Here is a 13890-nt window from a genome sequence, read left to right as displayed (position 1 = left end):
GAGATGTTTAGAAGAGACAGTGGCCGGTGCCTTCACCGGAGCAGCCTTGGCGGCGGTCGCCTTGGACGCCGGCGCGGGCTTCTTGGCGACGGCAGGCTTCGCCGGCTTGGCAACCGCCTTCTTGGCGGGTGCGGCCTTCTTCACCGCCGGCTTGGCGACCGGCTTCTTGGCCGGTACCGCCTTCTTGGCGACGGCCTTCTTGGCAGCAGGCTTGGGCGCCGCCTTCTTGGCCGCCGGCTTTGCAGCCGGTTTCTTGGCGGCAACCTTCTTCGCGGCAGGCTTCTTGGCGACGGCCTGAACGGGCTTCTTGGCGGCCTTGGCGGCCTTCTTCGCAGGTTTCTTCGCAGCCACGAACAACGCTTCCTTGTTCTTCCCGAGCATCGGGAAAGCGCGCTTTTATAGCCTACCCGGCGGGCAGCGGCAACCCGACGCGGTATCATCGGAACATGCTCGCCCGTCTGCTCATCCTGCTGTTGAAGGGCTACAAGCGCTTCATAAGCCCGCTGCTGGGGCCGCGCTGCCGGTTCGTGCCTTCGTGCTCGGAGTACGCAATGGAGGCGATCGGACGGTTCGGGCCGTTCAGGGGCGGCTGGCTGGCCCTTCGTCGGATCGGCCGCTGCCATCCCCTGCACCCCGGCGGGCACGACCCGGTCCCTGCCCGCGACGGCGCCTCCCCCACCCACTCCTGTTCAGGACACCACTGATGCCCTCTACCGTCATCGTCAATGCCCGCCTGGTCAACGAAGGTCGCATCACCGAAGGCGACCTGCGCATCGAGAACGGACGCATCGCCCGCGTCGCCGCCGAAATCCGGCCCCAGGGCGACGATACGGTGATCGATGCCGCCGGACGCTGGCTGTTGCCGGGGATGATCGACGACCAGGTGCACTTCCGCGAACCGGGCATGCCGCACAAGGGCGACATGGCCACCGAATCCGCCGCGGCGGTCGCCGGCGGCCTGACCACGTTCATGGACATGCCCAACACCAGCCCGCCGACGCTGGACGCGGCCGCGCTGGAGGACAAGTACCAGCGCGCGAAGGGACGCGCCTGGGGCAACTACGGCTTCTACCTGGGCGCCAGCAACGACAACCTGGAGGCGATCCGCACGCTCGACCCGAAGACCGCGCCGGGCATCAAGGTGTTCATGGGCGCGTCCACCGGCAACATGCTGGTCGACAATCCCGACACACTGGACGCGATCTTCCGCGAAGCGCCCACGCCGATCATCACCCACTGCGAAGACACGCCGACGATCGACGCCAACCTGGCGGCGTTCCAGGCCAGGTACGGCGATGCGCTGAGTGCCGAGCACCACCCCGACATCCGCAGCCGCGAGGCCTGCATAAAGTCCACCCGTCTGGCGATGTCGCTGGCGCGCAGGCACGGCACCCGCCTGCACGTGCTGCACATCTCCACGGCCGACGAGCTGGCGCTGTTCACGCCGGGCCCGCTGGTGCAGCCCGATGGCAAGTGCAAGCAGATCACCGCCGAGACCTGCATCCATTTCCTGCGCTTCGACCGTGCCGACTACGCCGCGCTGGGCAACCTGATCAAGTGCAATCCCGCCATCAAGGATGCCGGCGATCGCGAAGCGCTGATCAAGGCGCTGGTGGACGACGTGGTCGATGTGCTGGCCACCGACCATGCCCCGCACACGCTGGAAGAGAAGGAAAAGCCGTACGTTCAGGCGCCCTCGGGCCTGCCGCTGGTGCAGTACGCCCTGGTAGCCGCCCTCGAACTGGTGCACGAAGGCCGCATGGACGTCGCCCGCGTGGTGCAGAAGTTCGCCCATGCCCCGGCGCAGCTGTTCGACGTGAAGGAGCGCGGCTACCTGCGCGAAGGCTATTTCGCCGACCTGGTGCTGATCGACGACGAGCCGTTCACGGTGAAGCGCGAGGACGTGCTGTCCAAGGTCGGCTGGTCGCCCTTCGAGGGCCGCACGTTCCGTTCGCGGATCGGCGCCACCTGGGTCAATGGCCGCATGGTCTGGAATGGCCAGCATCTGGTCGGCACACCCAACGGCCAGCGCCTGGAGTTCGCGCGTTGAAGTTGATCGTCGCGGCGCTGTTCGCCGCTGTCTGTGCTGGCTGGGTACCGCTCGTCGTTGCGCAGGACGTGGTGCCGGCAGCCCCGGTTCCACAGGAAGATCGTGTCGTTTTTCCCGCCAGCGTGCCGCAGGGCGCGCTGGTGTTCGGCAAGGTGCCACCCGGCAGCCAGGTGCGCTACCGCGAACGCTTGTTGCGCGCCACCGGCTACGGCACCGTCGCCATCGGCGTGGGCCGCGATGAGACCGGCCCGCTGAAGGTCGATGTCACCCTGCCCTCGGGCCGCGTGGAACCCGTCAGCATCGCAGTGACGCCGCGCGACTGGCCGGTCGAACATGTCAACGGCGTGCCACCGAAGACCGTCAATCCCCCTCCGGAGATCGCCGCGCGCATCCAGCGCGAGCAGGCGCTGGTCACCGCCGCGCGCGAGCGCGACGATGAGCGCACCGACTTCGCGCTTCCTTTCCAGTGGCCGGTGCAGGGGCGCATCAGCGGCCGCTTCGGCAATGCGCGCGTCTACAACGGCCAGCCCGGTGCGGGCCACTCGGGCATGGACATCGCGGCGCCGGACGGGACACCGGTGAAAGCGCCGGCCGGTGGCGTGGTGACGTTCGCGTCGCCCGACCTCTATCTGACCGGTGGTACCGTGTTGCTGGACCATGGCCATGGCGTCAGTTCAAATTTCCTGCACCTGTCACGCATCGACGTGAAAGTGGGCGACCGGATCGAACCGGGACAGGTCATTGGGGCCGTGGGCGCCACGGGGCGTGCGACGGGGCCGCATCTGCACTGGGGAATGAACTGGTTCGATACGCGTATCGATCCGCTGTTGGTACTCGAACGCGGGAAGTGACCCGACCTGCCGTTGTGGGAGCGACGTGAGTCGCGATCGCGCTCAACGCAAAGCCTCGCGACTCACGTCGCTCCCACAGCCGGCAACCGAGCCCTCAGTCGTTGCTGCCGCTGACCCGGGCCACCGCGTCATGCGGGTGCAGGCTTTCGTAGTGCGCGACGGTGGCGTCGTAGCGGGCGATGCGCGCATCGCCCGCCAGCACCGACGCCACCCGACGGGCTGCGTCTTCGCAGAACATCAGGTTTTCGGCGTTGAGGCGAGCGAAGGCCTGTTCGTCCACCCGCTTCACCGCGGTCTGCACCGGCGTGCCCAGCGCGGCTTCGATCGCGTCAACGAGCGCCACCAGCGGCAACTCGTCGAACTGTGGCCGCAACTCCACACGCACACTGGCCCGGCTGCGCTGCGCGTGCGGCGTGGCAGCCAGCCCACGCTCGGACGCGAGCCAGTCATGCACCACGTTGACCGACAGCGGACGTGCTGCTGCAAAATCCTCGGCGAAGCGCTCGGCGTTGGCCTGGCGCGACAGCGCGGCCGAGGCCGGACAGGTGCTGGAATATTCGACGGCGAACGACAGTGCCAGCAGGAGATGACCGTCGGCCAGTGTGGCCTCGATCTCGACCGGGTAGCTCTTCCAGCCGGCGTAATCGCTTTCCAGCGCCTTCCGCTGCAGCAGCGCCTCGTAGCGGATACGCAGCCGCGCCTGCGTGGCCAGCCCGGCCTGCGAGTCCACGCTGGTCTGCAGCAGGTGGCGCAGGCCGGCAGGCGTGATGGACTCGCGCGCCAGACCGTCCTGCAGTTCCAGGTAGAGACGCGACATGTGGATGCCGCGCGCATCGGCATGGGCCAGGTTCACCGACAGGTCGATGCTGGCGGCCACCTGCAGCTGCCCACCCTGCCCGTCCGGCAGGCGGACCGGCAACGCGATGTTCTCCATGCCCACCCAGTCCAGGGGGCGCGCCAGCGGCACGCGCTGGTGGGCGACATCGGGAAGATCGGCGCGGGGCGCCGCGGGGAGCGAGGGAGCCATCGTCATGCACGGGGGAGTGGATGCCGCGCATTGTACCCCCTGCCCCCGAATCGCTCGATGAAACAGTCCGTTACAGCATGCTTCCGAACCTATCGGCGCGATAAGCGGGCCCTTCAGCCGCCGCGCGCGGCGCGCCAGCCGGTGAACAGCAGAGAGGCCCGCGACGGCAGCGGCGCAGGTTCGCCCCGGCGCGCGAAACGGGGAAGGCGGCCATGCATATATGCGGACAGCAGGCGACGCTCGCGCGCGCCGTCGCGCGGGGGCCAGGCTTCGTGCAACGCGGTGGCCCAGGCCCTGAGCTGGCCTGCTTCATCCGCGCCTTGCTGCAGGTTCACCGGCACGGCCACGCCGCCGACCTCCATCAAGCGGGCAGACAGCATCTCCGCGACGATGGCCTGCGAGGCGGGCATGCGACCCAGGACCCCGCTCTCCACGGCGGCAACCGCGTCGCCATAACGCGATAACGCGGCGAAGCCCGCCTCGCGATCCCGCGGTACCGTGCGAGCTTCTGCAAGCGTGGGCAACGCGTCGGCAAGCCGCGCCCAGTCGGCGCGCACCGGTTCGAGGCGACGGCCGAGCGGATGACGCGAGCGTTGCGAGGCCCAGCCGCGCAGTTCCTCGCCCCACCAGGCCAGCTTGGCGTCCGCCGGCAGCGGGTCGCCGGCGATGTTCAGCACGTCCTCGAACTCCTGCAACAGCGCGAACCATGCCACCACGATGTCGCGTCGCGCGTGCGCAACGAATACTTCGGCGACCGACCATTCCGGCCATCGGGCGCGCCATTTTTCCAGGAAGCTGTCGAGGGCGGCGGAGTCGGACATGCCATCAAACCTTGTAGGAGTAGTACCGGCATGCCGGTACTGGTAAGTCGCGCCCGTGATGCTGGCGCGCACGGGCGACCGGGCGCAATGCGTTCTCGATTCGCGGCTGAAAAAATGGAGGACAGCGACCGTGCGGTCGCGACTTACGTCGCTCCCACGAAACTGCGGCCGAAGGCCATGCCGACGGATCGATGAGCGCAGCGGGCACTCCCACCATCACATCCGCCAACCACAGCGCCGGCTCCTCATGCGCCTGGCGATAGCCCCACAGCGCGGCGACCGACGGCATGCCGGCGGCGCGGGCGGACTGGATGTCGCGCTCGTCGTCGCCCACGTAGACGCAGTCGGCGATGGCGATGTCGATGCGGTCGGCGGCCACCTGCAGCGGCAACGGGTGCGGCTTCTTCTCGGCCAGCGTGTCGCCGCCGATCAGCACCGCACAGCGCGTATCCCAGCCGAACTGGGGCAGGATGTCGCGCGCGAGGTATTCGGGCTTGTTGGTCACGATGCCCCAGGTGCTGCCCGCCGCTTCGAGCGCGGCCAGCATCGCGGCCACGCCGTCGAACAGCACGCTGTGCCGTCCCAGCTCTTCCCGGTAGATCGCCAGGAATTCGGGCACCAGCGCTTCGCGGGGACCCTGTTCCATCTCCGGAAACGCTGCGGCCAGCATGGCACGCGCCCCTTTGGAGACATGCGGCCGCAACAGGTCCAGCGTCATCGGCGCTATGCCCCGCGAGGCGCGCATCCTGTTGGCGGTGGCCAGCATGTCCGGCGCGCTGTCCAGCAGCGTGCCGTCCAGGTCGAACAGGGCGGCACGCGGGAACCCCGCCGACGTCACGGCTTCACCGCGCAGGCCAGGTAGTTCACGTCGGTGCGCGTACTCAGCCGTGCGCGCTGCCGCCACGGCTCGTAGGCCAGGCCGGACACGTCCTGCAGTTGCAGCCCCGCATCGCGCAGCCAGGCGGCCAGTTCCGACGGACGGATGAATTCCTTGTAGTGATGCGTGCCCTTCGGCAGCAGGCGGGCGACGTATTCCGCACCGACGATCGCCAGCGCGAACGCGGCCGGCGTGCGGTTGAGCGTGGAGAGGAACAGCTGCCCGCCCGGCTTCAGCAGCGCATGGCAGGCACGGATGATTGAGGTCGGATCGGGCACGTGCTCCAGCATTTCCATGCAGGTGATCACATCGAAGCTGCCGGGCCGCTCCTCGGCCAGCGATTCCACCGAGCGCAGTTGGTAGTCCACATGCACGCCGGATTCGAGCCGGTGCAGTCGCGCCACCTTCACCAGTTCCGGCGCCAGGTCGATCGCGGTGACCTGAGCACCCTCGCTTGCAAGGGCTTCGCTCAGCAATCCGCCGCCGCAGCCAACGTCCAGCGCGGTCGCGCCGGCAAGACGTGCACGGTCGCGCACGTACTGCAGGCGGACCGGATTCAGCGCGTGCAGCGCCTTCTGGGGACCATCGGGGTCCCACCAGCGGTTGGCCAATGCGCCGAACTTGTCGAGTTCGGCCTGGCTGAAATTGTCGTCGCGGGGCGCAGTCGAGGTGGTCATGGCGTCATTGTAAGACGATGCCGGCCATGACGCCGTCACGTATGACTCAGGAGAGACGGATGCCGGCGATCCGCTCGCGCCACTGGCGCGCGTTGGACAGGGCGCCTTCGATGTCGATATCCACCAGCATGCGCTGCCGCAGCCGGGCCCGCCCTGCGATCCAGACGTCGCTGACCTGCTGGCGGCCGGTGGCGTAGATGAGCTGGGACACCACGTGATGCAGCGGCTGGGTTTCCAGCGCGGACAGGTCCACGCACACCAGGTCGGCCTCCTTGCCCGGCTCGATGGAGCCGACGCGGTCGTCGAAGCCGATCGCCTTCGCCCCGCCCAGGGTGGCCGCACGCAGGGCGCTGAACGCATCCAGCGCCGCGGCATCCTGCGCCACCGCCTTGGCCAGCAGGGCCGCGGTGCGGGTTTCGCTGAACATGTCCAGATCGTTGTTGCTGGCGCAGCCGTCGGTGCCGATGGCCAGGTTCACGCCCGCCCGTTCCAGCGCGCAGGCCGGGCAGAAGCCGGAGGCGAGCTTGAGGTTGGATTCCGGGCAATGGACCACGCTGACACCGCGCTCGGCGCACAGATGCATCTCGGCCTCGGTCAGCTGGGTCATGTGGATGGCGATCAGCCGCTCGTTGACCAGCCCCAGCCGGTCCAGCCTGGCGATCGGACGCTGGCCGTGCTTTTCCAGCGATTGCTCGACTTCCTGCGCGGTCTCGTGCAGGTGCAGGTGCACTGGGATGTCCAGCTGGTCGGCCAGCATGCGCACGCGTTCGAAGTTCGCATCGTTGACGGTGTACGGCGCATGCGGGGCGAACGCGGTCGCGATCAGGGCGTCGTCGCGCCACTGGTCGTGCACCTCGTCGGCCTTGTCGAAGTACTCGTCGTCCGACGCCGCCCACGCGGTGGGGAAGTCGATCACCGGCAGGCCCACGCGCGCACGGAAGCCGTGGCGCTTGTAGGTGGCCGCCTGCACGTCGGGGAAGAAGTAGTTCTCGTTGACGCAGGTGGTGCCGCCACGGAGCATCTCGGCGATCGCCAGGGTGATGCCGTCGGCGACGAAGTCCGGGCCGATCACGGCCGCTTCGATCGGCCAGATGTGCTGCTGCAGCCAGACCTTCAGCGGCAGGTCGTCGGCGACGCCGCGCAGCAGCGTCATCGGATTGTGGGTATGCGCGTTCACCAGGCCCGGGATCAGCGCCGCATCCGGGCGCGACACCGTCTCGCGCGGCGCGAAGCGCGAGCGCGCCTCCGGCACCGGCAGGACCGCCACGATGCGGCCGCCGGTCACGGCGACCGCATGGTGTTCCAGCACCACCCCGTGCGGGACGACCGGCACCACGAAACCGGCTTCGATCAACAGGTCGCAGGCTTCGGGGATGCGGTCGCTCATGGGGCCTCGGCTCAGAATCCCAGCGTGTAGGTCAGCCCGATGGCGCCGGCGCCGAACAGCAGCCAGCACAGCAGCATCAGGGCCAGGGCGCGCCCGTAGCCCAGCCGCGGCACGCTGGGGAACAGCAGCGGCAGGGTCGCATTCCAGCACAGCATCACGCCCAAGCCGGCGAGCAGCACGCCCACCGCCCAGACGCCCAGATACAGCGCAAGATGCTCCATCACTTCACGCGGCTGACGTAGTCGCCCGAGCGCGTGTCGACCTTGATGATCTCGTCCTGGCCGACGAACAGCGGCACGCGCACGACCGCGCCGGTTTCCAGCGTGGCCGGCTTGCCGCCGGTACCGGCGGTGTCGCCCTTCACGCCCGGATCGGTCTCGACGATCTTCAGTTCGACGAAGTTCGGCGGGGTCACCTGGATCGGGGTGCCGTTGTACAGCGTGACCACGCACTGCTCCTCGCCCTTGAGCCACTTCTCGGCGCCGGCCATGCCGGCCTTGTCGGCCTGCACCTGCTCGAAGGTTTCCTGCTGCATGAAGTGCCAGTACTCGCCGTCGGAATACAGGTACTGCATGTCGGTGTCCACCACGTCCGCCGCCTCGACCGAGTCGGTGCTCTTCATGGTGATTTCCTGCACGCGGCCGGTGCGGATCTGACGGTACTTCACGCGCGTGAACGCCTGGCCCTTGCCCGGCTTCACGTACTCGGTGTCGGTGATGACGGAAGGCTCGTTGTTGACGAGGATCTTCATCCCGTTCTTGACATCGTTCATGCCGTAACTGGCCATGGATAAACTCCTTGGGGGGAGACAAACCCGCCGCGGGACACGGCCGGCCGGATAGAATGGGGAACCCGCCGGACCCGGCGGGTGCTTGTTTTCAGACCCGACATGATAACCGCAGCCCCCGAACCCCGACAGCCTGCCGCGCTGGTGCCCGTCCGCTGGCAGCAGGCCCTGCGGGAGGCCGTGCGCGATCCGCGCGAACTGCTGGACCTGCTGGGGCTGGACGGCCTGGCCCCGCGCCTGTCGGACGAAGCGATGGCCCAGTTCCCGCTGCGGGTGCCGCGTGGCTTCGTGGCCCGCATGCGCCGCGGCGACCCGCGCGATCCGCTGCTGCGCCAGGTCCTGCCCCTGGACGACGAGATGCGCCCCATGCCGGGCTTCGGCCTGGACGCGGTGGGCGACGGCGCGGCGAAAACCGCGCCCGGCGTCATCCAGAAGTACCGCGGCCGTGCCCTGCTGGTGGCCACTGGGAGTTGCGCAATCCACTGCCGGTACTGCTTCCGTCGCCACTTCCCCTATGCGGAGGAAACCGCGGCCCGCGACGGCTGGCGCGACGCTGTCGACCTCATCCGCCAGGACGCCTCGATCGAGGAAGTGCTGCTTTCCGGTGGCGATCCGCTGTCGCTGTCCAACGGCAAGCTGGCCGAACTGACCGGCGCGCTGGCGGATATTCCCCACCTGCGCCGCCTGCGCATCCACAGCCGCCTGCCCATCGTGGTGCCCGAGCGCATCGATGATGGCCTCCTGGGCTGGCTTTCGGCCCTGCCCTGGCCGGTGACCCTCGTGGTCCATGCCAACCACGCCAACGAGTTCGACGGCACCGTCGACGCGGCGCTCGGGCGCCTGCGCGCGGCCGGCGTGCACCTGCTCAACCAGGCCGTGCTGCTGCGTGGCGTGAACGACAGCGTGGACGCCCTGGCCGCACTGAGCGAACGCGGCTTCGCGGCCGGCGTGCTGCCCTACTACCTGCACCAGCTCGACCGGGTCGCCGGCGTGGCCCACTTCGAAGTGGACGACGCGCATGCACGCGCGCTCCACGCCGGCCTGGCCGCCCGGCTGTCCGGCTACCTCGTGCCCCGACTGGTGCGCGAGATCCCCGGCGACACCGGCAAGCGTCCGCTCTAGGCCGCAGGCTGCGACGCGCCGCCGCATCTGCGACGCGTGCATTGGACGCTTCGCGCCCCTTCGTGTATTAAACCCGCACCCCCGGCGGACCCGCTGCATGCAGATCGGCAAAGACACCACCCTTCGATTGACCCTCGTGGACGACAGCGCCGAAGACGCCGAGGCCATCGTGTCCACCCTGCGCAACGGCGGCATCGCCGTGCGCCCCCTGCGGCCGCTCGACGCCGGCGAACTGGGGCAGATGGTGGCGTCCCAGCCCATGGACCTGCTGCTGGCCTCCCGCACCGCCAAGGGCATCCCGCTGGCCACGGTACTGGCACAGGTGGACGGGAGCGGCAAGGACATCCCCGTCATCGTGCTGGCCGATGCCATCACCGAGACCGACCTGCTGGCCGACCAGGCGGCCGGCGCACGCGCGGTCGCCCTGCGCGGGCGGCCGGACCACGTGCTGACCGTACTGCAGCGGGAGTGGGCCGACCTGGACGCGCGCCGTTCGCAGCGCCGCCTGGAAGGCCAGATGCGCGAGACCGAGCGCCGGTGCGACGCACTGATCTCGTCATCGCGCGACCCAATCGCCTACATCCACGAAGGCATGCACATCCGGGCCAACGATGCCTACCTGGAGATGTTCGGCTTCGAGTCGTTCGAGGATGTGGAAGGCCTGTCGCTGCTGGACCTGGTGGGTCCGCAGTACGTCAGCGACTTCAAGGCCCTGCTGAAGAAGCTCAGCAAGGGCGAACCGCCGCCGCCGCGCTTCGAGCTGGAAGCGCGCAGCCTGGACGGCGACAGTTTCCCGGCCACGCTGGAATTCGCCACCGCCACCTACGAGGGCGAGCCCTGCGTGCAGGTGGTGTTCCGCCGCCGCGAGGAGTTCGATCCCGAACTGGCCCGCGAGGTGGAGGATCTGCGCCAGCGCGACATGGTCACCGGCCTGCTCAACCGCCCCACCTTCCTGCGCGAGCTGGAGACGGCGGTGGCCGCGGTGGCCCGCGGCGAAGACCAGTACGGCCTGCTGCTGGTCGAACCCGACCACTACCAGCGCCTGCTGGCCGACATTGGCATCGATTCGGCCGACGACCTGGCCGCCGCGCTGGCGGCGCGCCTGTCCGAAAAGCTGGACGACAGCTGCATCGCGGCCCGCTTCGGCGAGCGCACGTTCGCCGTGCTGCTGCGCGGCAACCACGCCCACACCGCCGCCCTGGCCGAGAAGCTGCGCGCGGCCTATGCCTCGCACGTGTTCACCGTGGGCGAACGCTCGGCCTCGGTGACCGCCAGCCTGGGCGGCGTGCAGATCGGCGAGAAGATCGCCAGCGTCGGTCCCGTGCTGACGCGCGCGACGGACTGCCTGCAGGCCGCCACCAACCTGGGCGGCAACCGCTTCGAGATCTTCGATCCGGGCGCCGTCGACCGCGCCGAAGAAGAGCGCGTGCAGAACTGGATCCAGCGCCTGCGCGAAGCGCTGCAGGACGATAGCTTCCGCCTGCACTACCAGCCCGTGGTCAGCCTGCAGGCCGAGCCCGGCGAGGTCTACGAGGCGCTGCTGCGCCTGGAGTCCAACGGCGAGATCGTGCAGCCGCAGTCCTTCATCGGCATCGCCGAGGACAACGGCCTGCTCGACGCCATCGACCGCTGGGTGGTGAACCGCGCCATCGAGGTGCTAGCCGAACGCAAGCGCAACGGCCACGACACGCGCATGGTGGTCAAGGTCAGCCCGGCATCCTTCGCCGACAACCGCCTGCTCGACCTCATCGCCCGGCAGCTGGCCGCCCACGACGTGCCCGGCGACCGCCTGTGGCTGCAGACGCCGGAGGCCAAGGTGTTCACCCATCTGCGCCAGGCGCAGGCTTTCCAGACCGCCGCGGCCAAGCTGGGCTGCCATGTGGGCCTGGAGCATTTCGGCGCGGGCCTGGATTCGTTCCAGCTGCTGTCGCACTTCCAGCCCACCTTCCTCAAGATCGACCGCGTCTTCAGCGAGGACCTGGGCCGCAATGCCGAACACCAGCAGAAGATCCGCGAGATCGCGGAGCGCGCGCAGGCGCTGGGCATCGTGACCGTGGCCGAGCATGTGCAGGATGCGGCGACGATGGCCTTCCTGTTCACCGCCAATGTGGATTACGTGGAAGGCAACTTCCTGGCGGCGCCGGGACCGCTGATGAACTACGACTTCAGCTGACCACCCTCTCGCGCTTGTAGGAGCGGGCTATGCCCGCGATGCTCTCCGCCGTTGGTCCAAAAAGCATCGCGGGCATGGCCCGCTCCTACGAAAAACGCTGAAAAAACCCGCCTTCCGGCGGGTTTTTCGTTCCTGCGGCCTCGCGCGGCTCAGGCGACGGTGGCCTGCTGTGCGCGCAGCGCGGCGATGCGCTCCTCCAGCGGGGGGTGACTGAGGAACAGCTTCTTCATTCCCTGGCCGATGCCGCCGGCGATGCCGAACGCTTCCACTTGGGCAGGCAGCGTGCTGGGGCGCTGCTGCTGCTTCAGGCGCTCCAGCGCGGCGATCATCTTCTGCCGGCCCGCCAGCGAGGCGCCGCCGTGGTCGGCGCGGAATTCGCGGCGGCGCGAGAACCACATGGCGATCATCGTGGCGAACAGGCCGAACACCACTTCCAGCACCATCACGATGATGTAGTAGCCAAACCCACGGCCCTCGCCCTCGCGGTTACCGGACAGGAAACTGTCCACCACGCCGCCCACCACGCGCGCCAGCACGATGACGAAGGTGTTCAGCACGCCCTGCAGCAGGGCCATGGTCACCATGTCGCCATTGGCGACGTGCGCCACCTCGTGGCCGAGCACGGCCTCGGCCTCGTCCTGGTTCATCGAACGCAGCAGGCCGGTCGACACCGCCACCAGGGCGTTGTTGCGGTTGGCGCCGGTGGCGAAGGCATTGATCTCCGGCGCATCGTAGACGGCGACTTCCGGCATGCCGATACCGGCCGCCTGCGCCTGGCGCTGAACGGTGGCCACCAGCCAGCGCTCGGCATCGTTACGCGGCTGCTCGATCACCTGCGCGCCGGTGGCACGCTTGGCCATCCACTTGGAGGTCAGCAGCGAGATCAGCGATCCGCCGAAGCCGAAGATGGCGGCGAAAACCAGCAGCCCCCCCAATTGGTTGGGGTTCACCCCCAACAGCGACATGACGATGCCGGCCAGGACCAGGACGGCCAGGTTGGTGGCGAGGAACAGGGCGACGCGCGTGAACACGGTTGAAGCTCCAGAAATGACGTGCAAGAACAGAGGTGGACGCCGCAGAATTGCGGTTGCAGCGACACGAATTCAAGCCAATGGCTGACTGTGTGGTTCAGCTTTCCTTTCTTTCCGACGAATGACCGAGACGCTTCCCCACCCCCGCTACCGGGGACGCTTCGCGCCCTCGCCCACGGGCCGCCTGCATTTCGGCTCGCTGGTGGCGGCCCTGGGCAGCTGGTTGCTCGCGCGTCACCACCATGGCCAATGGCTGGTGCGCGTGGAGGACCTGGACCCCCCCCGCGAAGTTGCCGGCGCTGCCCGGGCCCAACTGGCCACGCTGGCGGCCTTCGGCATGACCTCCGACCTGCCCGTCGTCTGGCAGAGCGGTCGCCATGACCGGTATGCCAGCGCGCTGGAGCGGCTGCTGGCCACGGGCACGGCGTTCGAGTGCCGTTGCAGCCGCAGCGAACTGGCGTCAGCGGGCGGCATCCATCGCCGCTGCGTCGCACGCGACCCCGCGCGGTCGCCCGCCATCCGGCTGCGCGTCACCGATGGCAGCACCGTGGCCTTCATCGATGGCCTGCAGGGGCACATCGCGCAGGCGGTCGACCGCGACGTCGGCGATGTGGTCCTGCGCCGAGCGGATGGTTTCTGGGCCTACCAGCTGGCGGTGGTCGTGGACGATGCAGAACAGGGCATTACCGATGTCGTGCGCGGGGCGGACCTGCTCGACTCCACCCCCCGCCAGATCCTGCTGCAGCGCGCGCTGGGCCTGCCCACGCCGCGCTACCTGCACCTGCCGCTGATCGTCGACGCCCACGGCGACAAGCTGTCCAAGGCGATGGCCGCCCTGCCGGTGGACGATGCGTCACCCCTGCCCGCCCTCCGTGCCGCCTGGCAGGCACTGGGACAGGCGCCGGCCCTGCTCACCGGCCTGCCGACGGTGGCCCAGACGATGCAGGCCGCGGCCCGAGGCTTCCGGCCCGAGCGCCTGCCCAAAGTGACACACGTGACGTTCGCTGCGGCGCACAACAATCCTGTCGAAGGCGCTGTCTAGAATCGGATCGCCGTCGGCTTGCGGCGGTATACGGAGATCCCCCAC

Annotated in this window: 14 protein-coding genes and 1 pseudogene; 6 read left to right on the top strand and 9 right to left on the bottom strand. The window is 68.8% G+C overall.

From position 1 onward, the window contains the following. The coding region (locus CSC76_RS05085) for a hypothetical protein (protein ID WP_202923487.1) at nucleotides 1–351 on the bottom strand (351 nt) is incomplete at its 3' end. A gap of 95 nt (nucleotides 352–446) precedes the next feature. On the opposite strand from CSC76_RS05085, the gene yidD reads away from it, so the two are divergent. The 3 genes from yidD (at nucleotide 447) to CSC76_RS05070 (ending at nucleotide 2901) form a co-directional block, all read left to right on the top strand. Further along, entirely contained in the window at nucleotides 447–704 is a 258-nt protein-coding gene (yidD, locus tag CSC76_RS05080; protein WP_162108947.1) for a membrane protein insertion efficiency factor YidD, read from the top strand. Next, a complete protein-coding gene (locus CSC76_RS05075; protein WP_162108946.1) occupies nucleotides 704–2050 on the top strand; it encodes a dihydroorotase in 1347 nt (448 codons plus the stop codon). The genes yidD and CSC76_RS05075 overlap by 1 nt, the downstream gene beginning before the upstream one ends. A gap of 68 nt (nucleotides 2051–2118) precedes the next feature. Next, complete coding sequence (locus CSC76_RS05070) at nucleotides 2119–2901, top strand: M23 family metallopeptidase (protein ID WP_238394878.1); 783 nt, start codon at nucleotides 2119–2121, stop codon at nucleotides 2899–2901. A 94-nt stretch (nucleotides 2902–2995) separates the two neighbouring features. On the opposite strand, the gene folE2 is transcribed toward CSC76_RS05070, so the two are convergent. The 7 genes and pseudogenes from folE2 to efp form a co-directional block, all read right to left on the bottom strand. After that, the gene (folE2, locus tag CSC76_RS05065; RefSeq protein ID WP_202923486.1) at nucleotides 2996–3928 is read right to left on the bottom strand and encodes a GTP cyclohydrolase FolE2; all 933 of its coding nucleotides are present in this window, start codon (nucleotides 3926–3928) and stop codon (nucleotides 2996–2998) included. Nucleotides 3929–4041: 113 nt separating this feature from the next. Continuing rightward, the gene (locus CSC76_RS19325) at nucleotides 4042–4749 is read right to left on the bottom strand and encodes an isoprenoid biosynthesis enzyme family protein (protein WP_162108944.1); all 708 of its coding nucleotides are present in this window, start codon (nucleotides 4747–4749) and stop codon (nucleotides 4042–4044) included. Nucleotides 4750–4921: 172 nt separating this feature from the next. Beyond that, a pseudogene (locus CSC76_RS05055) lies at nucleotides 4922–5587 on the bottom strand (phosphoglycolate phosphatase); the annotation flags it as partial. Further along, nucleotides 5584–6303 (bottom strand): bifunctional 2-polyprenyl-6-hydroxyphenol methylase/3-demethylubiquinol 3-O-methyltransferase UbiG, encoded by a 720-nt coding sequence (gene ubiG / locus CSC76_RS05050; protein WP_162108942.1) that lies wholly within the window; start codon nucleotides 6301–6303, stop codon nucleotides 5584–5586. The gene ubiG and the pseudogene CSC76_RS05055, both read right to left, overlap by 4 nt. A 46-nt stretch (nucleotides 6304–6349) precedes the next feature. Next, nucleotides 6350–7690 carry a TRZ/ATZ family hydrolase gene (locus CSC76_RS05045; RefSeq protein WP_162108941.1) on the bottom strand — a complete coding sequence of 447 codons (1341 nt, stop codon included), beginning with the start codon at nucleotides 7688–7690 and terminating at the stop codon, nucleotides 6350–6352. An 11-nt stretch (nucleotides 7691–7701) separates the two neighbouring features. Beyond that, nucleotides 7702–7914: a hypothetical protein gene (locus tag CSC76_RS05040; RefSeq protein WP_162108940.1), complete on the bottom strand. Its 213-nt coding sequence runs from the start codon at nucleotides 7912–7914 to the stop codon at nucleotides 7702–7704. Beyond that, complete coding sequence (gene efp, locus CSC76_RS05035) at nucleotides 7911–8477, bottom strand: elongation factor P (RefSeq protein WP_162108939.1); 567 nt, start codon at nucleotides 8475–8477, stop codon at nucleotides 7911–7913. Before efp ends, CSC76_RS05040 begins: the two co-directional genes overlap by 4 nt. 102 nt (nucleotides 8478–8579) lie before the next feature. Here efp and epmB point away from each other — a divergent pair, with 102 nt between their 5' ends. Together epmB and CSC76_RS05025 are read left to right on the top strand one after the other, a co-directional pair. Then, nucleotides 8580–9599 (top strand): EF-P beta-lysylation protein EpmB, encoded by a 1020-nt coding sequence (gene epmB / locus CSC76_RS05030; RefSeq protein WP_162108938.1) that lies wholly within the window; start codon nucleotides 8580–8582, stop codon nucleotides 9597–9599. Between the two features lie 97 nt (nucleotides 9600–9696). Then, nucleotides 9697–11772 carry an EAL domain-containing protein gene (locus CSC76_RS05025; RefSeq protein WP_162108937.1) on the top strand — a complete coding sequence of 692 codons (2076 nt, stop codon included), beginning with the start codon at nucleotides 9697–9699 and terminating at the stop codon, nucleotides 11770–11772. A gap of 149 nt (nucleotides 11773–11921) precedes the next feature. Here CSC76_RS05025 and htpX read toward each other — a convergent pair whose 3' ends face one another. Next, a complete protein-coding gene (htpX, locus tag CSC76_RS05020) occupies nucleotides 11922–12803 on the bottom strand; it encodes a protease HtpX (protein ID WP_162108936.1) in 882 nt (293 codons plus the stop codon). A 121-nt stretch (nucleotides 12804–12924) separates the two neighbouring features. Between htpX and gluQRS the strand changes: the two genes are divergently transcribed. Next, nucleotides 12925–13845, top strand: coding sequence for a tRNA glutamyl-Q(34) synthetase GluQRS (gene gluQRS / locus CSC76_RS05015; RefSeq protein WP_162108935.1), 921 nt, complete (start codon nucleotides 12925–12927; stop codon nucleotides 13843–13845). Nucleotides 13846–13890 lie beyond the last annotated feature (45 nt).

Source organism: Pseudoxanthomonas mexicana (genome assembly GCF_010093385.1).
In the GTDB taxonomy this organism is placed as follows: Bacteria; Pseudomonadota; Gammaproteobacteria; order Xanthomonadales; family Xanthomonadaceae; genus Pseudoxanthomonas_A; species Pseudoxanthomonas_A mexicana.
Note: the sequence above shows the minus strand (reverse complement) of the source record. Positions and strands in the feature narration are given on the sequence as shown.

Bases quoted from the DNA above. Each gene is read 5' to 3' on its own strand.
- epmB (WP_162108938.1), top strand. From the start codon at position 8,580: ATGATAACCGCAGCCCCCGAACCCCGACAGCCTGCCGCGCTGGTGCCC.
- efp (WP_162108939.1), bottom strand. From the start codon at position 8,477: ATGGCCAGTTACGGCATGAACGATGTCAAGAACGGGATGAAGATCCTC.
- CSC76_RS05075 (WP_162108946.1), top strand. From the start codon at position 704: ATGCCCTCTACCGTCATCGTCAATGCCCGCCTGGTCAACGAAGGTCGC.
- gluQRS (WP_162108935.1), top strand. From the start codon at position 12,925: ATGACCGAGACGCTTCCCCACCCCCGCTACCGGGGACGCTTCGCGCCC.
- CSC76_RS05025 (WP_162108937.1), top strand. From the start codon at position 9,697: ATGCAGATCGGCAAAGACACCACCCTTCGATTGACCCTCGTGGACGAC.
- yidD (WP_162108947.1), top strand. From the start codon at position 447: ATGCTCGCCCGTCTGCTCATCCTGCTGTTGAAGGGCTACAAGCGCTTC.
- folE2 (WP_202923486.1), bottom strand. From the start codon at position 3,928: ATGGCTCCCTCGCTCCCCGCGGCGCCCCGCGCCGATCTTCCCGATGTC.
- CSC76_RS05045 (WP_162108941.1), bottom strand. From the start codon at position 7,690: ATGAGCGACCGCATCCCCGAAGCCTGCGACCTGTTGATCGAAGCCGGT.
- CSC76_RS19325 (WP_162108944.1), bottom strand. From the start codon at position 4,749: ATGTCCGACTCCGCCGCCCTCGACAGCTTCCTGGAAAAATGGCGCGCC.
- ubiG (WP_162108942.1), bottom strand. From the start codon at position 6,303: ATGACCACCTCGACTGCGCCCCGCGACGACAATTTCAGCCAGGCCGAA.